Source organism: Streptomyces sp. NPDC040622 (genome assembly GCF_055593965.1).
The window spans coordinates 779,531-802,477 of the sequence record NZ_JBVIXD010000001.1 but is presented as its reverse complement, the minus strand read 5'-3'; the positions used below and the strand labels follow the sequence as shown (position 1 = coordinate 802,477).

Annotated in this window: 22 protein-coding genes; 14 read left to right on the top strand and 8 right to left on the bottom strand. The window is 72.3% G+C overall.

All coding sequences use genetic code 11. The annotated features are described in order from the left end of the window. Position 1: 1 nt before the first annotated feature. Positions 2–373 (bottom strand): fic family toxin-antitoxin system, toxin component, encoded by a 372-nt coding sequence (locus ACZ592_RS03495; RefSeq protein WP_471579814.1) that lies wholly within the window; start codon positions 371–373, stop codon positions 2–4. Between the two features lie 4 nt (positions 374–377). Next, positions 378–626: an antitoxin gene (locus ACZ592_RS03490; protein ID WP_471579813.1), complete on the bottom strand. Its 249-nt coding sequence runs from the start codon at positions 624–626 to the stop codon at positions 378–380. Between the two features lie 164 nt (positions 627–790). Between ACZ592_RS03490 and ACZ592_RS03485 the strand changes: the two genes are divergently transcribed. The 6 genes from ACZ592_RS03485 (at position 791) to ACZ592_RS03460 (ending at position 8,261) form a co-directional block, all read left to right on the top strand. After that, complete coding sequence (locus ACZ592_RS03485; protein ID WP_471579812.1) at positions 791–1,618, top strand: ABC transporter ATP-binding protein; 828 nt, start codon at positions 791–793, stop codon at positions 1,616–1,618. A gap of 13 nt (positions 1,619–1,631) precedes the next feature. After that, complete coding sequence (locus ACZ592_RS03480; RefSeq protein ID WP_471579811.1) at positions 1,632–4,196, top strand: ABC transporter permease; 2,565 nt, start codon at positions 1,632–1,634, stop codon at positions 4,194–4,196. 49 nt (positions 4,197–4,245) lie between these two features. After that, a complete protein-coding gene (locus tag ACZ592_RS03475; RefSeq protein WP_471579810.1) occupies positions 4,246–5,136 on the top strand; it encodes an LLM class F420-dependent oxidoreductase in 891 nt (296 codons plus the stop codon). Positions 5,137–5,211: 75 nt separating this feature from the next. Then, positions 5,212–5,655, top strand: a complete 444-nt coding sequence (locus ACZ592_RS03470; protein WP_471579809.1) for a GNAT family N-acetyltransferase — start codon at positions 5,212–5,214, stop codon at positions 5,653–5,655. A 243-nt stretch (positions 5,656–5,898) separates the two neighbouring features. Further along, positions 5,899–7,251 (top strand): hemolysin family protein, encoded by a 1,353-nt coding sequence (locus ACZ592_RS03465; RefSeq protein WP_471579808.1) that lies wholly within the window; start codon positions 5,899–5,901, stop codon positions 7,249–7,251. Then, entirely contained in the window at positions 7,248–8,261 is a 1,014-nt protein-coding gene (locus ACZ592_RS03460; RefSeq protein WP_471579807.1) for a hemolysin family protein, read from the top strand. Before ACZ592_RS03465 ends, ACZ592_RS03460 begins: the two co-directional genes overlap by 4 nt. A gap of 77 nt (positions 8,262–8,338) precedes the next feature. Here ACZ592_RS03460 and ACZ592_RS03455 read toward each other — a convergent pair whose 3' ends face one another. The 3 genes from ACZ592_RS03455 to yczE all read right to left on the bottom strand — a co-directional run bounded on the left by ACZ592_RS03455 (position 8,339) and on the right by yczE (position 10,022). Further along, on the bottom strand, positions 8,339–8,593 hold the full coding sequence (locus ACZ592_RS03455; protein ID WP_471579806.1) for a holin: 255 nt from the start codon (positions 8,591–8,593) through the stop codon (positions 8,339–8,341). A gap of 115 nt (positions 8,594–8,708) precedes the next feature. Then, positions 8,709–9,272 carry an NADPH-dependent FMN reductase gene (locus ACZ592_RS03450; protein ID WP_471579805.1) on the bottom strand — a complete coding sequence of 188 codons (564 nt, stop codon included), beginning with the start codon at positions 9,270–9,272 and terminating at the stop codon, positions 8,709–8,711. Positions 9,273–9,332: 60 nt separating this feature from the next. After that, entirely contained in the window at positions 9,333–10,022 is a 690-nt protein-coding gene (gene yczE, locus ACZ592_RS03445; protein WP_471580003.1) for a membrane protein YczE, read from the bottom strand. Positions 10,023–10,110: 88 nt separating this feature from the next. On the opposite strand from yczE, the gene ACZ592_RS03440 reads away from it, so the two are divergent. The 3 genes from ACZ592_RS03440 (at position 10,111) to purB (ending at position 12,944) form a co-directional block, all read left to right on the top strand. Continuing rightward, positions 10,111–10,581 carry a MarR family winged helix-turn-helix transcriptional regulator gene (locus tag ACZ592_RS03440; RefSeq protein WP_471579804.1) on the top strand — a complete coding sequence of 157 codons (471 nt, stop codon included), beginning with the start codon at positions 10,111–10,113 and terminating at the stop codon, positions 10,579–10,581. Positions 10,582–10,635: 54 nt separating this feature from the next. Beyond that, a complete protein-coding gene (locus ACZ592_RS03435) occupies positions 10,636–11,415 on the top strand; it encodes an SGNH/GDSL hydrolase family protein (protein ID WP_471579803.1) in 780 nt (259 codons plus the stop codon). Between the two features lie 86 nt (positions 11,416–11,501). Continuing rightward, entirely contained in the window at positions 11,502–12,944 is a 1,443-nt protein-coding gene (gene purB / locus ACZ592_RS03430; protein WP_471579802.1) for an adenylosuccinate lyase, read from the top strand. Between the two features lie 79 nt (positions 12,945–13,023). Here purB and lysA read toward each other — a convergent pair whose 3' ends face one another. After that, complete coding sequence (gene lysA, locus ACZ592_RS03425; protein WP_471579801.1) at positions 13,024–14,496, bottom strand: diaminopimelate decarboxylase; 1,473 nt, start codon at positions 14,494–14,496, stop codon at positions 13,024–13,026. 27 nt (positions 14,497–14,523) lie between these two features. After that, a complete protein-coding gene (locus ACZ592_RS03420; RefSeq protein ID WP_471579800.1) occupies positions 14,524–14,943 on the bottom strand; it encodes an SAV_915 family protein in 420 nt (139 codons plus the stop codon). Positions 14,944–15,341: 398 nt separating this feature from the next. Between ACZ592_RS03420 and ACZ592_RS03415 the strand changes: the two genes are divergently transcribed. The 5 genes from ACZ592_RS03415 to ACZ592_RS03395 all read left to right on the top strand — a co-directional run bounded on the left by ACZ592_RS03415 (position 15,342) and on the right by ACZ592_RS03395 (position 22,442). Then, positions 15,342–16,130: a GNAT family N-acetyltransferase gene (locus ACZ592_RS03415; RefSeq protein WP_471579799.1), complete on the top strand. Its 789-nt coding sequence runs from the start codon at positions 15,342–15,344 to the stop codon at positions 16,128–16,130. 146 nt (positions 16,131–16,276) lie between these two features. Beyond that, positions 16,277–18,124 (top strand): methylmalonyl-CoA mutase small subunit, encoded by a 1,848-nt coding sequence (gene mutA, locus ACZ592_RS03410; RefSeq protein ID WP_471579798.1) that lies wholly within the window; start codon positions 16,277–16,279, stop codon positions 18,122–18,124. Further along, entirely contained in the window at positions 18,124–20,325 is a 2,202-nt protein-coding gene (gene scpA, locus ACZ592_RS03405; protein WP_471579797.1) for a methylmalonyl-CoA mutase, read from the top strand. The genes mutA and scpA overlap by 1 nt, the downstream gene beginning before the upstream one ends. A gap of 19 nt (positions 20,326–20,344) precedes the next feature. Continuing rightward, positions 20,345–21,352 carry a methylmalonyl Co-A mutase-associated GTPase MeaB gene (meaB, locus tag ACZ592_RS03400; RefSeq protein WP_471579796.1) on the top strand — a complete coding sequence of 336 codons (1,008 nt, stop codon included), beginning with the start codon at positions 20,345–20,347 and terminating at the stop codon, positions 21,350–21,352. A gap of 19 nt (positions 21,353–21,371) precedes the next feature. Further along, positions 21,372–22,442 (top strand): enoyl-CoA hydratase/isomerase family protein, encoded by a 1,071-nt coding sequence (locus ACZ592_RS03395; protein ID WP_471579795.1) that lies wholly within the window; start codon positions 21,372–21,374, stop codon positions 22,440–22,442. 22 nt (positions 22,443–22,464) lie between these two features. Here the strand turns inward: ACZ592_RS03395 and ACZ592_RS03390 are convergent, their stop codons facing one another. Beyond that, positions 22,465–22,935 (bottom strand): hypothetical protein, encoded by a 471-nt coding sequence (locus ACZ592_RS03390; RefSeq protein WP_471579794.1) that lies wholly within the window; start codon positions 22,933–22,935, stop codon positions 22,465–22,467. Positions 22,936–22,947: the final 12 nt, after the last annotated feature.

The following is a 22,947-nucleotide window of genomic DNA, read 5'->3' as shown; positions in this document are numbered from 1 at the left end:
CTCACAGGCTCCACTGGCGCAGCTGGTCCGCGATGGCCTGCACACTCACGCCGTCCTCCTTGACCAGGCGGGCGAGATCGCGCACCTGTTCGGGCGAGGTGACGACCTTCAGGCCGCTGGAGACGAGATAGGCGTACGCGACGGAGACGGCGAAGAGCGCGTTCGAGCGTTCGAGCGCGGGGATGTGGAGCAGGACCTGCAGGAGCGCGGCGGCGCGGTCGTGCGGGGTCTCGTAGACGGGCGTCCCGAATATCTCCGCCTCGTGTCTGCTCACGGCGGCGACGAGCGCGCCCCAGTCGGTGACCTGGGGGTCTCCGGGCGTCTTGTGTTCGGCGACCATCAGGAGCCAGGCAAGGTCGATTCTGAGGTTCAAGGGCTCAGCGACGACCTTCAGGCACCGGGCGGCGGCCCTCGTGCTCGGTGCCGAACTCCTCGGCGAAGACGGACTCGTACTGCTTCATGAAGTCCGCGGCGGCCTCGACGAAGGTGTGGCCCACTTCGCCCGCGTCCTGTTTCACCAGTTCCTCGATGTAGCGGTTCACGCTCATGCCTCGGGCCAGGGCTCGCTCCCGCGCGGCCCGGGCGGTGTCCTCGTCCACCCGTACGTTCAGCTGAGTCTTCGCCATACCGTCAAGCTAGCGCCCGGGTGCTAGCACGACAAGGGCGCCAGGACCTTGCCCCTTACATGTGTCTCGGGGCGCGACCTCGGAGGGATACCGGACACCCGGGGAGCCCCACTACTCTCGGCGGGGTTACGGGAGTTGGAACGGCCACAACCCAGGAGGCCGCGTTGTCCGCACCTGCTTCGGCACCGTTCTCGGGCCGCCCGGGGCCCGCCGGAATCGCCGCGCGCGCCCGCGGCCTCACCAAGGCGTACGGCACCGGCGAGACGACCGTGCTCGCCCTCGACTCGGTCGACGTGGACATCGCGCGCGAGCGCTTCACGGCCGTAATGGGCCCGTCCGGCTCGGGGAAGTCCACCCTGATGCACTGCCTGGCCGGGCTCGACAGCGTCTCGGCGGGACAGGTGTGGCTCGGCGACACGGAGATCACCGGGCTCAAGGAGCGCGAACTGACCCGGCTGCGGCGCGACCGGATCGGCTTCATGTTCCAGTCCTTCAACCTCATCCCGACGCTCAACGCCCTGGAGAACATGACCCTCCCGATGGACATCGCGGGGCAGCGGCCTGACCGCGCCTGGCTGGAGCACGTGATCGACACGCTGGGTCTGCGGGACCGTCTGGGGCACCGGCCCGCGCAGCTGTCCGGCGGGCAGCAGCAGCGGGTGGCCTGCGCGCGGGCGCTCGCCGCCAAGCCCGAGCTGATCTTCGCCGACGAGCCGACGGGCAACCTCGACTCGCGCGCCGGGCTCGAAGTCCTCGGATTCCTGCGCGAGGCGGTGGACCAGCTCGGCCAGACCGTGGTGATGGTGACCCACGACCCGAGCGCCGCCGCCCACTCCGACCTGGTGGTCTTCCTCGGCGACGGGCGGATCGTGGACGACATGGAACGGCCGACGGCCGACCTGGTCCTCGAACGCATGAAACGGTTCGACGCCCTGCACGCGATGGCGCCGGGCGCCGGCGCGCCCCTCGACGGTCCGGCCGAGCAGAGTTGAACCGGGGGCCGCGGTGCTGAAGGCGACACTCAGAAGCTTCCTCGCGCACAAGGGCCGCCTCGTGCTCTCCGCGCTTGCCGTCATCCTCTCGGTCGCGTTCGTCGCGGGCAGCCTGATCTTCTCGGACACGGTGACCCGCACCTTCGACCGCCTCTTCGCCTCCACCTCGGCCGACGTGTCGGTCGAGCCGAAGGAGGACCTCGACGAGGCCCTGCCATCCGGACAGACGCCGACGGTGCCCGCGGGCCTCGATGAGCGGGTCACCCGGGTCGCGGGGGTCAAGGACGCGCACGTCGACGTGCGCGTGGAGAACATCACCATCGTCGACCGCGACAACGAGTCCGTGGGGCCGACGACCGGCGCGCCCACCATCGCCATCAACTGGTACCCCACCGACCGCAGTCCCGTGGAGCTCACCTCCGGCCACGCCCCGCGCGGCGCCGGACAGGCGATGATCGACGCGGACACGGCCGACAAGAAGAACGTCGGGATCGGCGACACCCTCACCGTCCTCGCACGTCCCGGCTCGTTCAAGGTCGAGGTCGTCGGCATCGCGACGTTCACCACCACGAATCCCGGCGCGGCCCTCGTCTTCCTGGACACCCCGGCCGCCCAGCGCGAACTCCTGGGCGCGCAGGACGCGGCGACCAGCATCTCGGTGACCGCCGACGACGGCATCGGCGACACGACGCTCAAGCGCCGGATCGCCGCGGCACTGGGCTCCGGGTACGACCTGAAGACCGCCGACGAGCAGGCCGAGTCCGCCGCGTCGGAACTCGGCGGCTTCCTGGACGTCATCAAGTACGTGATGCTCGGCTTCGCCGGGGTCGCCGTGCTCGTCGGCGTCTTCCTGATCGTCAACACCTTCTCGATGCTCATCGCGCAGCGCACCCGCGAGCTGGGGCTGCTGCGCGCGCTCGGCGCCGACCGCAAACAGGTGCGCCGTTCGGTGCTCGTCGAGGCGCTGCTGCTCGGCCTGGTCGGCTCGACGCTCGGCCTCGCGGTCGGCATCGGCCTGGCGCTCGGCCTGATCCGGCTGATGGGTCTGCTCGGCATGAACCTGAAGTCCACGGAGATGGTCGTCGGGTGGGCGACGCCCGTCGCCTCGTACGTCGTCGGCGTCGGGGTCACGTTCGTCGCCGCGTACCTCCCGGCCCGGCGGGCCGCTCACGTCTCCCCGATGGCTGCGCTCGCCGACGCGGAGATCGCCGGTGTGGGGCGGCCGTTGAAGGTGCGGGCCGCGGCCGGGGCGGTCGTCGGGGCGGCCGGCGCCGCCGCGCTGGTGGGCTGCGCCGCCTCGGACAAGACCTCGTCCGCCGCGTCCCTGCTCGGGCTCGGCATCGTCCTGACCCTGATCGCCACGGTCATCGCGGGCCCCCTCCTGGTGCGCCCGGTCATCCGGGTCCTCGGCGGCGCGTTCCCCGCGGTCTTCGGCTCGGTCGGCCGGATGAGCCAGCGCAACGCGCTGCGCAACCCGCGCCGCACGGGTGCCACGGCCGCCGCGCTGATGGTCGGCCTCGCCCTGGTCGGCGGTCTCTCGGTGGCCAGCGCGTCGATGACGAAGTCGTTCGACCGGCAGATCGACCGGACGCTGGGTGCGGACTTCGTCGTGCAGAACAGCAACTTCATGCCCTTCTCCCCGGAGATCACCGGGAAGGTGAAGGACACCGAGGGCGCGGGCCTCGTCGTTCGCCAGCGCTTCACGCCCATCCGGCTGGCGCTGCCCGACGGCAAGAACGTCAAGACGACCGCCGCGGGCTACGATCCGCGCCTCGACGACGTCGCCAAGGTCGTGTACGCGCGGGGCAGTTCGCGTGCCGCGCTGGCGGCGGGCCGGATCGGCATGGACAAGACGTTCGCGGAGAAGCACGCGGTGCGCCTCGGCGACGCGGTGTCCGCGACCTTCCCCGGCGGGCGCGGGACGAGGCTGACGGTCGGCGCGCTCACCGACCAGGACTCCGCGGAGGGCTTCGGTGTCGAGGGCGGGCTCTTCATGGGCTTCGCCACGGTAGAGAAGTACGTGCCGGGCGGCCAGGACTCCGCGCTGTACGTCAACGCGGCCGCGGGCACGGACACCGGCACCCTGCGCGACAGCCTGGAGAAGACCCTGGACCCCTATCCGCAGGTCCAGGTGCGCGACCAGGCCGACTACAAGGAGCTGATCCGCCAGCAGATCGCCGTGATGCTCTACCTCGTCTACGCGCTCCTCGGCCTCGCGATCGTCATCGCGGTCCTCGGCGTGGTCAACACCCTCGCCCTCTCCGTCGTGGAGCGCACCCGGGAGATCGGGCTGTTGCGCGCCATCGGCCTCGGCCGGCGCCAGCTGCGCCGGATGATCCGCCTGGAGTCGGTGGTGATCGCGGTGTTCGGGGCGCTGCTCGGCCTCGCGCTCGGTCTCGTCTGGGGCGTCGCCGTGCAGCAGGTCCTGGCCCTGCAGGGCATGAAGGAGCTGGCGTTCCCCTGGACGACGATCGTGGCGGTGGTGATCGGTTCCGTGGTCGTCGGGCTCGCGGCGGCGCTGCTGCCCGCGCTCCGCGCCTCGCGCATGAACGTACTGGCGGCCATCGCGCACGAGTGAGGGACCGACCCTTTTGGCGAGCCACGTGACGCAGACGCAAGGAGAGCTCATGACACGGCCGTTCCGCTTCGGCGTCAGCATGATCACCCCGTCGGCGGGGGGCGAGTGGCGCGAGAAGTGCCGCAGGGCGGAGGCTCTCGGCTACGACGTGATCCTGGTCCCCGACCATCTCGGCGCGCCCGCGCCGTTCCCGGCGCTCGTCGCCGCCGCCGAGGCCACGCGGCGCCCGAAGGTCGGCACGTTCGTGCTGAACGCCGGATTCTGGAACCCGGCGCTGCTCGCCCGCGAGGTGGCCACGACGGACGCCCTCACCGACGGCCGCCTCGAACTGGGCCTCGGCACGGGCTATGTCAGGGCGGAGCACGAGGCGGCCGGCCTGCCCTGGGGGTCGCCCGGTGCGCGTGTGGAGCATCTGCGGCGCACCGTCACGGAGTTGGACCGGCTGTTCGACTCCGGCGAGCATCAGCCGCAGCCGCTGCGGCGCCCCCGCCCGCCGCTCCTGATCGGCGGCAACGGCGACCGGATGCTGGAACTGGCCGCCGAGCACGCGGACATCGCGGCGTTCACCGGCGCGCGGTTGGTACCGGGGGACGCGGACGGCAAGCTGTCCGTCCTGACGGCCGGACGTCTGGACGAGCGCGTCGCCGCGTACCGGCGGTTCGCCGCCCAGCGCACCGAACCGGCCGAGCTGAACCTGCTGATCCAGCTGGTCCAGGTGACCCGGGACCGGCGGGCCGCCGTCCGTCCGTCCCTCGGGCTCGTCCCGCACCTCACCGAGGACGAGGCGCTCGGCCTGCCCGTCCTCCTCATCGGCACGGTCCGCCAGATGGCCGAGCAGCTGCGCGCACAGCGGGAGCGGTACGGCTTCTCGTACCTCACCGTCCTGGAGCCCGCCATGGAGACGTTCGGCCCCGTGATCGAGGAGCTGGCCGGCAGCTGAGGGCCACCGCTCCCCCGCCGTCCGCATGCTGGAAATCGTGCGCGACCGGGTGCCAGCCGGTGATGGGATGCCCGCATGGACGATCTTCGTATACGGGCCGCGGCGCCCGGTGACCTCGGTGATCTCGGTGATCTCGACAAGGTACTGGCCTTCTGGAAGGAGGCCGCCGAGGGCACGAGCATCAGCGACGACCGCGCCGGGGTGGAGCGCCTCGTCACCCGCGACCCCGAGGCGCTGATCCTCGCCGAGCGTGCCGGGGAGCTCGTCGGCACGGTGATCGCGGGTTTCGACGGGTGGCGCTGCCACCTCTACCGTCTCGCCGTCCGTCCGGACCAGCGCCGTCGCGGTGTGGGCGCCGCGCTGCTCGCCGCCGCGGAGGAGCGGTTCGTGCGGCTCGGCGGGCGGCGGGGCGACGCGATGGTCCTCGACCGCAACGACCTCGCCCAGCACGCCTGGCGCTCGGCGGGCTACGCTCCCGAACCACAGTGGAGCCGCTGGGTGAAGCCCCTCGCGGATTGAAGCCCCGCACGGATTGAAACTCCACGAGCGGGCCACTCATGCGGTGGACCGCACGTCCGGGTGTCCGATCCGGCCGAGCCCCCGCCCCGACAGGGGTTCGAGGGGCTTTGCTGATCCTTTACCATGGACGTACCACTCGTACACAACTGAAAGGTGTGAGCGTCCGCCCATGGGCGAGCCTCCCAGTACCCGACATCGCGCATTCCTCCCGCCCCTGCCCGATCATGGGACGGAGGTGACCCGATGACCGAAGTGCTCCTGCTCCTCGTGGCGGTGCTGCTCTGCCTGGCGTGCGGCGTCTTCGTCGCCGCGGAGTTCTCCCTCACGACGGTCGAGCGCAGCGAGGTGGAACGCGCCGTCGAGCGCGGCGACCGCGGCGCCGCCGGTGCCCTCAAAGCCGTCAAGAACCTCACCTTCCAGCTCTCCGGGGCCCAGCTGGGCATCACCGTCACCAACCTGGTGGTGGGCATGCTCTCCGAGTCCTCCATCGCCAAGCTGATCGCGGGGCCGCTGCGCGACCTGGGCGTGCCCCGCTCCGCGGCCTCCTCCGTGGCCCTGGTGATCGGCACGGCCCTCTCCACGGTCTTCCTGATGGTCGTCGGCGAGCTGGTCCCCAAGAACTGGGCGATCTCCTCGCCGCTCGCCGTGGCCAAGCGGGTGGCGACGCCCCAGCGCCTGTTCAGTGCCGCGTTCCGGCCGTTCATCGCCCATCTGAACAACACCGCGAACCGTTCCGTACGCCGTTTCGGCATCGAGCCGGCCGAGGAGCTCGCCTCCGCGCGCGGCCCCAAGGAGCTGGTGGCCCTGGCCCGGCACTCCGCCAAGGAGGGCGCGCTGGAGGCGGACACCGCCGAACTGTTCGTACGCACCCTGAACCTCGCCGACCTGACCGCGGAGAACGTCATGACGCCGCGCGTCCAGGTGATGGCCCTGGAAACGCACGCCACCTGCGAGGACGTCGCGAACGCCACGCGCGCCACGGGTCTGTCCCGCTTCCCGGTGTACCGCGGGAATCTCGACACCGTCGTCGGTGTGGCCCACATCAAGGACGTGCTCGCCGTACCGGCCGAGCTCAGGCAGCGCGTGTCCGTCGCCGAGCTGATGCGGGAGCCGCTGCTCGTGCCCGAGACGCTCACCGTCGACCGGCTCATGGACCGGCTCTCCGGCAAGCGCACGATGGCCGTGGTCATCGACGAGTACGGGGGTACCGCGGGAGTCGCGACGCTCGAGGACATCGTCGAGGAGGTCGTCGGCGAGGTGCGGGACGAGCACGACCCGCACGAGACGCCCGACATCGCCGCCGCGGGCACCGACGACGACGGCAGGGTCCTGTACTCCGCCGACGGCTCGGCGCGCACCGACCAGCTCGCGCGGGTGGGCCTGCGGGCCCCCGACGGGCCCTACGAGACGCTCGCCGGCCTCGTCGCGACCGAGCTCGGCCGCATCCCCGCCGTCGGTGACGGCGTCGAGGTGGCCGGCTGGCGCCTGGACGTGGTGGACGCCGCGGGGCGGCGTGCCGCCCGCGTCATGCTGCACGCCCCGCTGCATGCCGAGGACGGCGACGACGCTGACGACCACAAGGAGGACGCCCGATGACCGCCGTCCAGCTGCTGATCGGCCTGGCGACGCTCGTCGTCAACGCCTTCTTCGTGGGCGCGGAGTTCGCGATCATCTCCGTGCGCCGCAGCCAGATCGAGCCGTACGCGGAAGAGGGCGACCGGCGCGCCAAGAGCGTGCTGTGGGGCCTGAAGCACGTGTCGGCGCTGCTCGCGGCGGCCCAACTGGGCATCACGCTGTGCACCCTCGTCCTCGGCATCGTCGCGGAGCCGGCCATCGCGCACCTCCTGGAACCGGTGTTCGACTCGGTGGGCGTGCCGCACGGCCTGGTCCACCCGATCTCGTTCGTCATCGCGCTGGTCGTGGCGACCTATCTGCACATGCTGCTCGGCGAGATGATCCCGAAGAACATCGCGCTGGCGGAGCCGGTGCGTTCGGCGCTGCTGCTCGGACCGCCGCTGGTGGCGCTCGCACGGGCGCTGCGCCCGGTGATCTTCGCGATCAACGCGTTCGCCAACGGCCTTCTGAAGCTGTTGCACGTCGAGGCGAAGGACGAGGTGTCGGCGAGCTTCTCGGACGACGAACTCGCCCGCATGGTCAAGGACTCCGGTGACGCGGGCCTGATCGACGACCGGGCGCAGGAGCGGCTGCACGACGCGCTCGAACTGGGCCGGCGTCCGGTCAGGGACGTCGTCCTGCCGTTGGAGGACGTGGTCTACGCGCGCGTGGGCGTCACCCCCGAACGCCTCGAGCAGCTCTCGGCCGAGTCCGGGTTCTCCCGCTTCCCCGTGGTCGACGACGGCCGCCGCATCGTCGGCTACCTGCACGTCAAGGACGCCCTGGACCGGACGCCGCGGGACCTGCCCTTCCGGGTGCCTGACATGCGCAAGATCGCCCAGGTGCGCGAGACGACGCCGCTGGACGACGTGCTGACCGCGATGCGCGGCAGCCGTACCCACGTGGCCGCGGTGCTCGGCTCGGACGGCCGGCTCGCCGGCATGGTCACGATGGAGGACGTGCTGCGGGAGCTGTTCGGCCAGCCGGTGTGACGGAAGCTGTTCCGCCGGCCGGTGCGACGGGCCGAGCGGGCCCGGCCGACCGCCTCTCGGCGGCGGGCCGGGCCCGCTCACAGCACCGGCTTGCCCGCGCCCGCCTTCGCGGTCGGCTGTTCGGTGATGCCCGGGCCCTTCGCCCCGGCCTCCGAGGCGCCGATCGCCGTCAGGACCGCGAGGACCGCGGCCAGCCCCGCCGTCGCGAAGGCCGCGCCCCACTCCACGTCCAGCAGGCTGGTCGCCCCGGCGACCAGGACGGCGGCCAGCGCCTGTGCGAACGTGCGGATCACGCGTTCCGCGGTGGCCTTCCAGAAAGCTGCGGTCCACATGGCGGGCTCGCTCTCTCGTGACGACGGCGTGCCTATGACATACCGCCGAGGCGACGCGCTGCACAGATCCGCCGCGCCCCGGGCGACGGGGCGCGGCGGACCGAGCGGTGACGGCTCAGACGGCGGCCGGTTCACCGGCGGTCAGCAGCGCGACGTCGTCGAGCACGTCACCGGCCTGCGCGGCCAGCTCGGCACTGGCCACGAAGCGGCCGTCCTGGCCGGTGCGGTCCTCGATGCCGGGGATCGACAGGCTCCGGCGCGCGGCGCGCAGGCCCACGCGCTGGAGGACCGGCTGGATCATCTCGACGGCCGGGGCACCGCCGGAGGTGCCCGCGCTGTAGCTGATCAGGCCCACCGGCTTGCCCTGCCACTCCTGGTGCAGGTAGTCGATCGCGTTCTTCAGGGGCGCGCTGAAGCCGCCGTTGTACATCGGCATCACGAAGACGAAGCAGTCGGCGGCCGCGACGGTCGCGCTCCAGTCCTTGGTGTGCTGGTGGACGTAGCGGCCCTCGGAGGGGTGCTCGGGCTCGTCGAAGAACGGCAGGCCGACCTCGCCGAGATCGATGAGCGTGGTGTCGAACTCGTCGCGCGCGGCGGCGAGCCCGGTGACCCAGGCGGCCAGCGGGCGGCCCGCGGAAGTGGGGCGGGTGCTGGCGGAGACGACGTACAGACGAGGCATCGTGCTGATCCTTTGCGGGTGGTGACGTCCACCGGACGGTGACGTCTGCGGAGCGGTGAACTATCGGGTGGTGGTCTCGCGTTCGGGCCCGGCGGGACTCTCGGCGGGCCCGGGGGACGAGAGGGTGAAGCGGCGGATCGCCGGCTGGGTGAGGGGGCCTATCGCCACGGCGAACAGCACCGTACCGATGCCGATCGTGCCGCCGAGCAGCCAGCCCACGGCCAGCACGCCCACCTCGATCGCGGTGCGCGCCAGACGGATGGAGATGCCCCGGCGGGCGAGGCCGGTCATCAGGCCGTCGCGCGGGCCCGGGCCGAGGCCCGCGCCGATGTAGAGCCCGGTGGCCAGGGCGTTGAGCCCGATGCCCGCGAGGAGCAGCGGTATGCGGACGGCGAGGGCGTCGGGCTCGGGCAGCAGGGCGAGGGCGGCGTCGGCGGTGAGGCCGACGACCACGATGTTGCAGAGGGTGCCGATGCCCGGGCGGACCCGCAGCGGGATCCAGGCGAGGAGCACCAGCGCGCCCACGATGTTCACCACCCAGCCGAAGGGCAGCCCGGTGGTGCGTGCCACGCCCTGGTGCAGGGCGTCCCACGAGGGCAGACCGAGGTCGGCGACGACCATGAGCGCGACGCTCACACCGAACAGGACGAGCCCGGACAGCAGACTCAGCGACCGTGCCAACACCGCGACTCCCGATGACGTGCCCGGGTGACGTGCTCCTTCGTGACGTGGTCCTCGAAGGAGCGCCATCCAGGTGATTGACGTGTCACTCATCTCACTCATCACGGTAAGAGCAAGGTGAGTGACATGTCAACCAAACCTTCGCTACGGTGGGCCCGTGCCCCAGGAACCCCGCTGGCTGACCGACCAGGAACAGCGCGCATGGCAGGCCTACCGCCGCATGTCGCTGCTGCTCACCGCCCAGCTGTCGCGCGACCTCAACCGGCAGAGCGGCCTGTCCGAGCCCGACTACGACGTGCTCTCCAACCTCGGCGCAAGCCCCGACCACCGCCGTCGCGTCAGCGAGCTCGCGCACCGCATGCTCTGGTCCCGCAGCCGCCTCTCCCACCATCTGGCCCGCATGCAGCAGCGCGGCCTCGTGGTGCGCGAGGAGTGCGCGACGGACGGCAGGGGTGCGGTGGTCGTCCTGACGGACAAAGGGCTGCGCACGATCGAGGCCGCGGCGCCGCTGCACGTGGACTCCGTACGCAGACACTTCATCGACCTGCTGACCCCGGCGCAGATCGAGGCGTTCGCGGGCGTCGGCGAGACGGTGGTGGATCACCTCACCGGCCCCGACGCCGGCTGACGGCGGCAGACCCCCACGCACCGTGCGCCCCGGCGGGTTACGATCACTTTCGCCATGCAGATAAATGCCAACTACACCAGTCTTGTCGCGGTGGGCGACTCTTTCACCGAGGGCATGTCGGACCTGCTCCCCGACGGAAGCTACCGCGGCTGGGCCGACCTCCTCGCCGGCCGGATGGCGGCGCAGAGCCCCGGCTTCCGCTACGCGAACCTCGCGGTCCGCGGGAAGCTCATCGGCCAGATCGTCGACGAGCAGGTGGACCTCGCGGCGGCGATGCGGGCCGACGTGGTCACCCTGGTGGGCGGCCTCAACGACACGCTGCGCCCCAAGTGCGACATGAGCCGCGTCCGCGACCTGCTCGAAGAGGCCGTCGAGCGCCTCGCCCCCTCCTGCAAGCAGCTCGTCCTCATGCGCAGCCCCGGCCGCAACGGTCCGGTGCTGCACCGGTTCCGGCCGCGCATGGAGGAGCTCTACGCACACGTCGAGGTGCTGGCGGCACGGCACGACGCCATCGTCGTGGACCTGTACGGCGCGGCCGTCCTCGGCGACCAGCGCATGTGGGACGTCGACCGCCTGCACCCCACGGCCGAGGGCCACCGCAGGATCGCCGAGGCCGTCTGGCAGGCCCTCGGACACGAGCCGCAGGACGACTGGCAGAGCCCGCTGCCCGCCGCCGTACCGCCGGGCTGGGCCGTGCGCCGCGTCGCCGACGCCCGGTTCGCCAAGCAGTACCTCGGCCCGTGGATCGGCCGCCGCCTCACCGGCCGCTCCTCCGGTGACGGCCGCGCCCCCAAGCGCCCCGACCTGCTGCCCTACGACGGCCCGCTCTCCTAGGGGGTCCCCGGCCGCCCGCTCTCGTACTTTCCGACGAACGGGGGCGTGGCGCTGGCCTGCAGGAACGCCCAGTAGAATCCGTACACGTGACTGCCGCGCCCGCAAAGCCCCGTATCCCGAACGTCCTCGCCGGACGTTATGCCTCCGCCGAGCTCGCCACCCTCTGGTCGCCCGAGCAGAAGGTGAAGCTGGAGCGTCAGCTCTGGCTCGCCGTGCTGCGCGCGCAGAAGGACCTCGGGATCGAGGTTCCCGACGCCGCCATCGCCGACTACGAGCGCGTTCTCGACCAGGTCGACCTGGCCTCGATCGCCGAGCGCGAGAAGGTCACGCGCCACGACGTGAAGGCCCGCATCGAAGAGTTCAACGCCCTCGCCGGCCACGAGCACGTCCACAAGGGCATGACCTCGCGCGACCTGACCGAGAACGTGGAGCAGCTGCAGATCCGGCTCTCCCTGGAGCTCGTCCGCAACCGCACGGTCGCGGTCCTGGCCCGGCTCGGCAAGCTCGCCGGCGAGTACGCGGAACTGGTCATGGCCGGCCGCTCGCACAACGTCGCCGCCCAGGCGACCACGCTGGGCAAGCGCTTCGCGACCGGCGCCGACGAGCTTCTCGTCGCCTTCCGCCGTCTGGACGAGCTCATCGCCCGTTACCCGCTGCGCGGCATCAAGGGCCCGGTCGGCACCGCCCAGGACATGCTCGACCTGCTCGGCGGCGACGCCGCGAAGCTGGCCGGCCTGGAGCAGCGCATCGCCTCGCACCTCGGCTTCGAGTCGGCCTTCACCTCGGTCGGTCAGGTCTACCCGCGCTCACTCGACTACGACGTCGTGACCGCCTTGGTGCAGGTCGCCGCGGCGCCCTCGTCGGTGGCCAAGACGGTCCGCCTGATGGCGGGCCACGAGCTGGTCACCGAGGGCTTCAAGCCGGGCCAGGTCGGCTCGTCCGCGATGCCGCACAAGATGAACACCCGCTCCTGCGAGCGCGTCAACGGCCTCACCGTCATCCTGCGCGGCTACGCCTCGATGACCGGCGAGCTGGCGGGCGACCAGTGGAACGAGGGCGACGTCTCCTGCTCCGTCGTACGCCGTGTCGCGCTGCCCGACGCGTTCTTCGCGCTCGACGGCCTGCTGGAGACGTTCCTGACCGTCCTCGACGAGTTCGGCGCCTTCCCCGCGGTCGTGGCGCGCGAGCTGGACCGCTACCTCCCCTTCCTCGCCACCACCAAGGTCCTGATGGCCTCGGTGCGCGCGGGCGTCGGCCGCGAGGAGGCCCACGAGGCCATCAAGGAGAACGCGGTCGCCTCCGCGCTCGCCATGCGGGAGCAGGGCGCCGAGCGCAACGAGCTGCTCGACAAGCTCGCCGCGGACTCCCGCATCCCGCTGGACCGCGCGCAGCTCGACGAGCTGATGGCCGACAAGCTCTCCTTCACCGGTGCCGCGAGCGACCAGGTCGCCGCGGTGCTCGCGCAGATCGAGGCGCTGCTCAAGGAGCACCCCGAGGCCGCCGCCTACACGCCGGGCGCCATCCTCTAGCAGTCGCGACACAGCCGGTCACCGCGCGGCGAACGGACGGCCCCGGGGCGCACTGCCCCGGGGCCGTCACGCGGGCCGGCTACAGCCCGACGTCCCGGCGCCGGACGTCGTCGAGGGATTCGCGGCGCACGAGCAGCCTCGCGTGGCCGTCGGCGACCGCGACGACGGGCGGGCGGCCCACGAGGTTGTAGCCGGAGGCCATCGACAGGTGGTAGGCGCCCGCGACCGGGACGGCGAGCAGATCACCCGGCCGTACGTCGCCGGGCAGCGGGACGTCCGGGGCGAGGACGTCACCCGCCTCGCAGTGCCGGCCCACGACCGTGACCGGCGCGGGTCCGGCCGCGGAGCGCCGCCCGACCAGGCGCGGCTCGTACCGCACGCCGTACAGGGCGGGCCGCGGGTTGTCGCTCATCCCGCCGTCCACGGCGACGAACGTCTTCCCGCCAGTGCGCTTGACCGCGAGGACCCGGTAGAGCGCCACGCCCGCGGGTCCCGCGACGGCGCGCCCCGGTTCGACGATCAGGCGTGGCACCCGCAGTCCCGCGGCCGCGCAGCTCTCGTCCAGTGCGGCGCGGACCTTGCGGGCGAGCGCGGGGATGTCGAGCTCCTCCTCACCGGGACGGTAGGCGATGCCGTGGCCGCCGCCGAGGTCCAGTTCGGGGAGCGTGACCCCGTGCTGGTCCTTGATCCGGGCCATCAGGCCGACCATGCGGCGCACCGCGGCGAGGAAGGGCTTCTCCGTGGTGATCTGGGAGCCCAGATGGCAGTGCAGGCCCGCCAGTTCGAGCGTCGGCTGCCCCAGGATGCGGGCGACCGCGTGCTGCGCGGAGCCGTCCGTGAGGGACAGGCCGAACTTCTGGTCGTCGGTGCCGGTCCGGATCTTGGCGTGCCCGCCTGCCGCGATGCCGGGCACCACGCGGACCAGGACCTTCTGCCGGCTGCCCGGTGGCACGGCCACGGCGAGGCGGGCGATCTCGGAGGCGCTGTCGATGACGATCCGGCCCACTCCGAGGCGCAGGGCGGTCGACAGGTCGTGCGGGCTCTTCGCGTTGCCGTGCAGCACGATGCGCTCCGCGGGGAAGCCGGTGGTGACGGCGAGCTCCAGCTCACCGGCCGAGCACACGTCCAGGCCCAGCCCCTCCTCCTGGACCCAGTGCGCCATGGCACGGCAGAGGAACGCCTTGGCCGCGTAGAGGACTTCGGCGTCGGGGAAGGCGTGCCGGTACGTGCGGCAGCGGGCGCGCACGTCACTCTCGTCGTAGAGATAGGCGGGCGTGCCGAAGCGCTCGGCGATCTCGGTGAGCGCCACACCGCCGACGGAGAGGTCGCCGTGGGCGAGCCGCGCGGTGGAGCTGGGCCAGACGGAGAGTTCCTCGTCGGGCGGCCGGAGTGCGGTGTCGGCGGGGGTGCGGGGTGCGGCGGGGGTGCGGGGTGCGGCGGGCGCCTCGGGGTTGGCTGGGTCGGCCGATGCGGTGAGGGCTGCCGGTGCGGAGGGGACTGCCGGTGCGGCGGGTGCCGGTGGCGGGAACGGGGGTACGTGCAGGGTGGTCATGATCGTCCTTCTCCCTTCGCCTCGGCCTCAGCCGATCCACGAGGTCAGGGCGCCCGCCAAGGCGCCCGTACCGGCCATCCGCGGCGCGCCCACCGTGCGCGGGTCCCACGCACGCAGACGTGCGGCCGTCCGTTCGGCGGGCCGGAGCGGCGGCGGGCCGACGGGGTGCGCGGCGAACCGCGGGTCGACGGTGACCGCGCGGACGCCGAGCGGCTCGGTGAGGGACCGCAGCGCCGGTTCGGCGAGCCTGATCCACGGCTGCCGGGAGCCGAGGGCGGCGCTCAGGCGCTGCGGGGTGGTGAAGGCAACGGCGGTGCGCCCGCCGACGGGTGTGCGGAACAGGCGGGCCACGCAGCCCGCGGGTCCCGGCCGGACGGGGACGAACAGCGGTCCGGCCGGGCCGGGTTCACAAGGCTCGGGGTCCTCGCCGTACGCGAGCTCTGCCATGGGGTTCCTCCGGGGAGAGAGCAGAAAAGCCGAAAAATGGGTGCCGCGGATCAGGAAGTACCGGTGAAGCCGAGGAAACGGGCGTCTCCGGCAGGATCGGGAACCTGCGGCATACGGTGACGTTATGCCCGGCACGCCGTGCCAACCGACCCTCCATGACGCGATGTTGACGTGAGTCCGCCGAGCCTTGACGCGATGCCGACGCGCGGCCCGTCCGTTCACCAGTGCCCATCAGCGCCGCGTCAATCCGGGCGAGGCGCTCTTGAGCAAGCGCGCTCGGCACAGTTGGATGTCCCGCGGAGCGGGAACCCGGCGCGGAAGCTGCCGGCCCCCGGGTCACGGCCCGGCCGACCGGCGCACCCGTTTCACTCGAAGGTCTCACTCCGCAGGAGCGCCCGATGATTCAGCTTCCCCCGCACCACCTGCCCACCGTGCCCCGCTGGTTCGGCCCCGAAGCGCCCGGGCCGGACTCCCTGCCCGCGCACGTCACCACCACCGGCGTCGGTCACTGGTGGGCCGACCGTGCCCTGGACCCGCGGGCCGTGGCGGTCTCCTGCGCGGGACACGTGCTGCTGCGCGGCGACCCGGGCAGTGTCGCGCCGGACCTGCTCGCCCCGTTCGCGCACAGCCACGTCGAGGCCCCGTCCCGCTTCCTGCCGGTGCTCGGCGCCGCCTTCGACCGGCTCGTACCGGCCGAACGCATGGTGTACGTCCACCGTGAGCCGGTGGACCCGCCCCGTCCGCCGCGGGGCGTGACCGTCCGCCCGCTGACGCCCGGTGACGCCCCCGCGCTCACCGAGCTCTCCCCCGACTCCTCCTGGATCCACGACAGCTGGGGCGGACCGGAAGGTCTCGCGGCCTCCGGGCACGGCTGGGCGGCGGTGGACCGCGACGGGCGGGTCGCCGCCGTGGCGTGCAGCTACTTCACCGGGCAGACGTACGAGGACGTGGCCGTGCTCACCGCGCCCGAGCGCCGCCGCGAGCGCCTCGCCCTCGCCTGCGTGACCCGCCTGTGCGCGGACATCGCCGCGCGCGGCCGCACCGCGAGCTGGTCCTGCGGACGCGACAACCGCCCCAGCCGCCTGCTGGCCTGGACGGCCGGTTTCCGGCTCCAGCGCGAGTACGTCCAGTACGTCACCGGGCAGCCCGTCGCCCGCCCCCGGACCACCGCGAGCGTCCCCGCCTGAGGGGGCGGCGGGAGGAGCGCGGCAGGCTCCAGGACCCTGGCCGTCCCTAGCCTTCCGCTCGTTCGAGATCAAGAGCGATCGGAAGAGGGCAAGGTCACAGCCCTTGATGGCACCGCGTGCCAGGGGTTGCGCCCTAGCATCAGGGCATGACGGTCCTGCCTGACGACGGGCTTCCGCTGGCCGCCGAGTTCCCTGATGCGACCCATGAGCAGTGGCAGCGCCTGGTGGAAGGCGTGTTGCGCAAATCGGGTAAGGACGTATCGGGCACGGCCGCAGAGGAAGCGCTGTCCACCGCTCTCGAGGACGGGCTCATCACCCGCCCGCTGTACACGTCCCGCGACTCCGGCCCCGATGTCGGACATCCCGGTTTCGCCCCGTTCGTACGGGGCGGCACGGCCGGGGGCACCGCGGCCACGGGCTGGGACGTGCGGCAGCGGCACGCGGGCACCGACCCCGCCCGGACGAATGAGGCCGTGCTCGGCGACCTGGAGAACGGCGTCACCTCGGTCTGGCTGGGCGTGGGTGCGAACGGCATCCCGGTCACCGGTCTGGCGGAGGCGCTCAAGGGCGTCTATCTCGACCTCGCGCCCGTCGCGCTCGACGCGGGCGCCCAATTCGCCCCCGCCGCCCGTGCCTTGTTCGCCCAGTACGAGGCGGCCGGCGTGGCCAAGGAGGCGGCGCGCGGCACGCTCGGCGCGGACGTGCTCGGCCACGAGGCCCGCACCGGCGAGGCGTTGGACCCGGCGGAGGCCGTGGAGCTCGCCCGGCTGTGCGCGGCCGAGTATCCGGGTCTGCGCGCCCTCTCCGTGGACGCGCTGCCCTACCACGAGGCAGGCGGCTCCGCGGCTCAGGAGCTCGGCGCCTCCCTCGCCACCGGCGTCGCCCACCTGCGGGACCTGACCGCGGCCGGACTCCCGGTCGAAGAGGCGTGCGCGCAGCTGGAGTTCCGCTACGCGGCGACCGCCGACCAGTTTCTGACCATCGCCAAGCTGCGTGCCGCACGCCGTCTTTGGGCGCGGGTCGCCGAGGCGTGCGGCGCTCCCGCCGCCGGCGCGCAGCGGCAGCACGCGGTCACGTCCGCGGTGATGATGACGCGCCGCGACCCGTGGGTGAACATGCTGCGCACGACGGTGGCCTGCATGGCCGCGGGGGTCGGCGGCGCCGATTCCGTCACCGTCCTGCCGTTCGACCACTCGCTGGGCCTGCCCGACGCGTTCGCACGCCGGATCGCCCGCAACACCTCGACGATCCTGATCGACGAGTCGCATCTGGCCCGGGTGATCGACCCGGCGGGCGGCTCCTGGTACGTGGAGCGGCTCACCGACGAACTCGCGCAGGCCGCCTGGGCGTTCTTCCAGGAGATCGAGCGGGCGGGCGGCCAGGCGGCGGCCCTGCGTTCCGGGCTGATCGACGAACGCCTCGCGGCCACCTGGGCCGAGCGGAGCAAGAAGCTCGCCAGGCGCCGCGAACCCATCACCGGTGTCAGCGAGTTCCCGCAGCTCGCCGAGCGCACGGTGGAGCGCGACGCCCACCCGGCAGCGCCGGGCGGCGGGCTGCCGCGGGTGCGGCGCGACGAGGCCTACGAGGAACTGCGCGCCCGCTCGGACGCGCACCTCGCCGCGACCGGGGAACGCCCGCGGGTGTTCCTCGCCGCGCTCGGCCCCGCCGCCGCGCACACCGCGCGGGCCACCTTCGCCTCCAACCTCTTCCAGGCGGGCGGCATCGAAGCGGTGCACGACCCGGCGACGGTGGACCCCGGAACGGCCGCCGAGGCGTTCCTGGCCAGCGGTGCGACGGTGGCGTGTCTGTGCTCCGGCGACGCGCTCTACGCCGAGCAGGCCGAAGCGGTCGCACAGGCCCTCAAGGCGGCGGGCGCCCGGCACGTGTTCCTCGCCGGGCGTGGGGAGTACGCCGGTGTCGACGCGTACGTCTTCGCGGGCTGCGACGCCGTCGACGTGCTCTCCTCCACCCTCGACCGCATGGGAGTGGCGTAATGCGCATCCCCGACTTCTCCTCGATCGACCTGGCCGCCGCCCGGGGCTCCGAAGGTTCGCACGAGCAGTGGCGGACCGCCGTGAAGGAGACCACCGGCCGGTCCGAGAGCGATCTGCTCTGGGAGACACCCGAGGGCATCGCGGTCAAGCCCCTGTACACCGGGGCCGACCTGGAGGGCCTCGACTTCCTCGGGACGTACCCGGGCGTCGCGCCGTACCTGCGCGGCCCCTACCCGACGATGTACGTGAACCAGCCGTGGACGATCCGGCAGTACGCGGGCTTCTCCACCGCCGAGGAGTCCAACGCCTTCTACCGGCGCAACCTCGCGGCCGGCCAGAAGGGCCTGTCGGTCGCCTTCGACCTGCCCACACACCGCGGGTACGACAGCGACCACCCGCGCGTGACCGGCGACGTCGGCATGGCGGGCGTCGCCATCGACTCCATCTACGACATGCGGCAGCTCTTCGACGGCATCCCGCTGGACAAGATGACGGTGTCGATGACGATGAACGGCGCCGTGCTGCCCGTCCTCGCGCTGTACATCGTGGCCGCCGAGGAACAGGGCGTACCGCCGGAGAAGTTGGCCGGGACCATTCAGAACGACATCCTCAAGGAGTTCATGGTCCGCAACACCTACATCTATCCGCCGAAGCCCTCGATGCGGATCATCTCCGACATCTTCGCGTACACCTCGCAGAAGATGCCGCGCTACAACTCGATCTCCATCTCGGGCTATCACATCCAGGAGGCGGGCGCGACGGCCGACCTGGAGCTGGCGTACACGCTGGCCGACGGCGTCGAGTATCTGCGGGCGGGCCAGGAGGCCGGACTGGACGTCGACGCGTTCGCTCCGCGGCTCTCCTTCTTCTGGGCGATCGGCATGAACTTCTTCATGGAGGTCGCCAAGCTCCGCGCGGCACGCCTGCTGTGGGCGAAGCTCGTCAAGCAGTTCGACCCGAAGAACGCCAAGTCCCTCTCGCTGCGCACCCATTCGCAGACGTCGGGCTGGTCGCTCACCGCGCAGGACGTGTTCAACAACGTCACGCGCACCTGTGTCGAGGCGATGGCGGCGACGCAGGGACACACCCAGTCCCTGCACACCAACGCCCTCGACGAGGCACTCGCCCTGCCGACCGACTTCTCCGCCCGCATCGCCCGCAACACCCAGCTCCTGATCCAGCAGGAGTCGGGCACGACCCGCACGATCGACCCGTGGGGCGGCAGTGCCTACGTCGAGAAGCTGACGTACGACCTGGCACGCCGTGCCTGGCAGCACATCGAGGAGGTCGAGGCGGCGGGCGGCATGGCCCAGGCCATCGACGCCGGCATCCCGAAGCTGCGCGTCGAGGAGGCCGCGGCACGCACGCAGGCCCGCATCGACTCGGGGCGCCAGCCGGTCATCGGGGTCAACAAGTACCGGGTGGACACCGACGAGCAGATCGAGGTCCTGAAGGTCGACAACTCCTCGGTGCGCGCCCAGCAGATCGCCAAGCTGAAGCGGCTGCGCGCGGAGCGCGACGAGACGGCCTGCCAGGACGCCCTGCGCGCCCTCACCTCGGCGGCCCAGCGCGGTCCCGGCCAGGGCCTGGAGGGCAACCTGCTGGCCCTCGCGGTGGACGCGGCCCGCGCGAAGGCCACGGTGGGTGAGATCTCCGACGCACTGGAGAGCGTGTACGGGCGGCACGCGGGCCAGATCCGTACGATCTCCGGTGTGTACCGCACCGAAGCAGGCCAGTCCCCGTCCGTCGAACGGACGCGCACTCTGGTGGACGCGTTCGACGAGGCCGAGGGGCGCAGGCCGCGCATCCTGGTCGCCAAGATGGGCCAGGACGGCCATGACCGCGGCCAGAAGGTGATCGCATCGGCCTTCGCCGACCTGGGCTTCGACGTGGACGTCGGCCCGCTGTTCCAGACCCCGGCCGAGGTGGCGCGGCAGGCCGTCGAGGCGGACGTGCACATCGTGGGCGTCTCGTCGCTGGCCGCGGGTCACCTCACCCTGGTGCCCGCGCTGCGCGAGGAGCTCGCCGCCGAGGGCCGCGACGACATCATGATCGTCGTGGGCGGGGTCATCCCGCCGCAGGACGTCGAGGCCCTGCACGAGGCGGGCGCCACGGCGGTGTTCCCGCCCGGCACGGTGATTCCCGACGCGGCGTACGACCTGGTACGGCGCCTTGCGGCCGATCTCGGCCACGAACTGTGAGCAGGTGAGCGCCCACCTCATGCCTGTGACGATCGACATCGATACGTATGTGAAGGGCGTACTCGACGGGAAGCGCGCGTACATCGCACGCGCCATCACCCTCGTCGAGTCGACCCGGCCGCAGCACCGCGCACTGGCGCAGCAGCTCCTCAACGAGCTGCTGCCGCACAGCGGGCGGGCCCGCCGGGTCGGCATCAGCGGCGTGCCGGGCGTGGGCAAGTCCACGTTCATCGACGCGCTCGGCACGATGCTGACCTCGCTGGGGCACCGGGTCGCGGTGCTCGCCGTCGACCCGTCGTCCACCCGCACCGGCGGCTCCATCCTGGGCGACAAGACGAGGATGGAGCGGCTCTCCCTGGATCCCGACGCCTTCGTCCGCCCCTCCCCCTCCGCCGGGACGCTCGGCGGTGTCGCCAAGGCGACCCGAGAGTCGATCGTGGTGATGGAGGCCGCGGGGTACGACGTGGTGCTCGTGGAGACCGTGGGCGTGGGCCAGTCGGAGACGGCGGTCGCGAACATGGTCGACACGTTCCTGCTGCTGACCCTCGCCCGCACGGGCGACCAGCTGCAGGGCATCAAGAAGGGCGTCCTCGAACTCGCGGACGTCATCACCGTGAACAAGGCGGACGGCCCGCACGAGAGGGACGCGCGCTCGGCCGCCCGCGAGCTCGCGGGCGCGCTGCGTCTGATGCACCCCGCGGACGCCGCGTGGACGCCGCCGGTGCTGACCTGCAGCGCCCGTGAGTCCAGCGGACTCGACACCCTCTGGGAGCGGATCGAGCAGCACAGGAAGCTGCTCGACTCGACCGGCCGCCTCGCCGACAAGCGCCGCGACCAGCAGGTCGACTGGACCTGGTCGATGGTCAGGGACGAGCTGCTCGGCCGACTGCGGGGGCACGCGGACGTACGCCGGGTCGCCCCGGAGCTGGAAGCGCGGGTCCGGGAAGGTACGTTGACGGCCACGTCGGCAGCCGAGCAGATCCTCGACGCGTTCCAGGGCGAGAGCCCCGCACCGCGTCCCACGTGAACGGAGCCACCCCCGCACCATGAACGCCACGCACGACGCCACCGCCACTCCCGGCCACGCTCCCGTCCTGCTCCGCCGTGAGGGCCGCGCCGGTCACCTCGTCCTGAACCGGCCCCGGGCCATCAACGCCCTGAACCACGCCATGGTCAAGATCCTGGCGGACGCCCTCGACGCCTGGGCGCCGGACGGGTCGGTGGCGACGGTGGTGCTCACCGGCGCCGGTGAGCGCGGATTGTGCGCGGGCGGCGACATCCGCTCCATCCACGACGACGTCCGGGCGGGCCGTCCGGAGGCGTCGGCCGCGTTCTGGCACGACGAGTACCTCCTCAACGCCCGGATCGCCCGGTACGAGAAGCCCTACGTCGCCGTCATGGACGGGATCGTGATGGGCGGCGGTGTCGGCGTCTCGGCGCACGGCGGCGTCCGGGTGGTGACCGAGCGGTCCAGGGTCGCGATGCCGGAGACCGGGATCGGCTTCGTGCCCGACGTGGGCGGCACGTACCTGCTCACCCGCACGCCCGGCGAGCTCGGCACGCATCTCGCGCTGACCGGCACGGCGGTGGGGGCGAGCGACGCGCTGCTGTGCGGCCTCGCCGACCACTTCGTACCGTCGGAGCGGCTCGCGGAGTTCACCGCGGCGCTCGCCGGCCGGGACGCGTCCGACGCCGTGCGGGAGTTCGCGGCCGCGGCACCCGCCGGTGACCTGGCGGCGCACCGCGCCTGGATCGACCACTGCTACGCCGCGGATTCCGTGGAGGAGATCGTCGAGCGTCTGCACTCCTCTGGAGACCGGCACGCGAAGGAGGCGGCGGAGACGATCCTGACGAAGTCCCCGACCTCCCTCAAGGTCACGCTCGCCGCGCTGCGCAGGGCGCGGGAACTGCCCTCGCTCGAGGCCATCCTGGAGCAGGAGTACCGCGTGTCCCGCGCCATGCTCGCCGCGCCCGATCTGGCCGAGGGCATCCGGGCCCAGGTCGTCGACAAGGACCGCAGTCCGCGCTGGTCGCCCGCGGAGCTGTCGGAGGTGAGCGGGGCGGACGTCGCCCAGTACTTCGGGCCGACGGGCTCGGACTCCCTCGGTCTCGCCTGACGCGCCCGGGGCACCCGTCCCCTCACGGCGGGTCCGTCTCCGTGACGACGGCGAGGAGTTGGAAGGGCTGTTCCTTGTCCCACTGCGCGACTCCCAGGGCTACCCAGCGGCGCTCCACCCGCCACAGGTGGAGGTCCGGTACACAGGAGCTCAACTGCGCCCACGGCTCCGGTATCTCCTCGTCGGCCGCCTCCCCGTCCGTGTCCCCGAAGTCCACGGCCACGACCCGCTCGAAGAGACTCGCCAGACTGAACCGCTGCGGCGGGCCCCAGCGGTCGGCGAGGAGCACGGACAGGGCGTCGCGCTCGGCCTCGAACTGCTCCTCGGCGGCCTCCCACCGTGTGCCGTCGTCCTCCCAGAAGGTGTCGCTCGTCAGTAACTCCGCGATGTGGTACCCGGGCCCCTGAGAGCCGCGCTCGGACCTGCCGTGCTCCGCGGGGAAGTCCCGGGAGCACAGCAGGTCGATGGCGGCGAGGTGCTGTGCGCTGCTCATGACGTCCAGTAA

Bases quoted from the DNA above. Each gene is read 5' to 3' on its own strand.
- ACZ592_RS03490 (WP_471579813.1), bottom strand. From the start codon at position 626: ATGGCGAAGACTCAGCTGAACGTACGGGTGGACGAGGACACCGCCCGG.
- ACZ592_RS03475 (WP_471579810.1), top strand. From the start codon at position 4,246: ATGACACGGCCGTTCCGCTTCGGCGTCAGCATGATCACCCCGTCGGCG.
- ACZ592_RS03470 (WP_471579809.1), top strand. From the start codon at position 5,212: ATGGACGATCTTCGTATACGGGCCGCGGCGCCCGGTGACCTCGGTGAT.
- ACZ592_RS03465 (WP_471579808.1), top strand. From the start codon at position 5,899: ATGACCGAAGTGCTCCTGCTCCTCGTGGCGGTGCTGCTCTGCCTGGCG.
- ACZ592_RS03460 (WP_471579807.1), top strand. From the start codon at position 7,248: ATGACCGCCGTCCAGCTGCTGATCGGCCTGGCGACGCTCGTCGTCAAC.
- ACZ592_RS03455 (WP_471579806.1), bottom strand. From the start codon at position 8,593: ATGTGGACCGCAGCTTTCTGGAAGGCCACCGCGGAACGCGTGATCCGC.
- ACZ592_RS03450 (WP_471579805.1), bottom strand. From the start codon at position 9,272: ATGCCTCGTCTGTACGTCGTCTCCGCCAGCACCCGCCCCACTTCCGCG.
- yczE (WP_471580003.1), bottom strand. From the start codon at position 10,022: ATGGCGCTCCTTCGAGGACCACGTCACGAAGGAGCACGTCACCCGGGC.
- ACZ592_RS03435 (WP_471579803.1), top strand. From the start codon at position 10,636: ATGCAGATAAATGCCAACTACACCAGTCTTGTCGCGGTGGGCGACTCT.
- lysA (WP_471579801.1), bottom strand. From the start codon at position 14,496: ATGACCACCCTGCACGTACCCCCGTTCCCGCCACCGGCACCCGCCGCA.
- ACZ592_RS03420 (WP_471579800.1), bottom strand. From the start codon at position 14,943: ATGGCAGAGCTCGCGTACGGCGAGGACCCCGAGCCTTGTGAACCCGGC.
- ACZ592_RS03415 (WP_471579799.1), top strand. From the start codon at position 15,342: ATGATTCAGCTTCCCCCGCACCACCTGCCCACCGTGCCCCGCTGGTTC.
- mutA (WP_471579798.1), top strand. From the start codon at position 16,277: ATGACGGTCCTGCCTGACGACGGGCTTCCGCTGGCCGCCGAGTTCCCT.
- scpA (WP_471579797.1), top strand. From the start codon at position 18,124: ATGCGCATCCCCGACTTCTCCTCGATCGACCTGGCCGCCGCCCGGGGC.
- meaB (WP_471579796.1), top strand. From the start codon at position 20,345: ATGCCTGTGACGATCGACATCGATACGTATGTGAAGGGCGTACTCGAC.
- ACZ592_RS03395 (WP_471579795.1), top strand. From the start codon at position 21,372: ATGAACGCCACGCACGACGCCACCGCCACTCCCGGCCACGCTCCCGTC.
- ACZ592_RS03390 (WP_471579794.1), bottom strand. From the start codon at position 22,935: ATGAGCAGCGCACAGCACCTCGCCGCCATCGACCTGCTGTGCTCCCGG.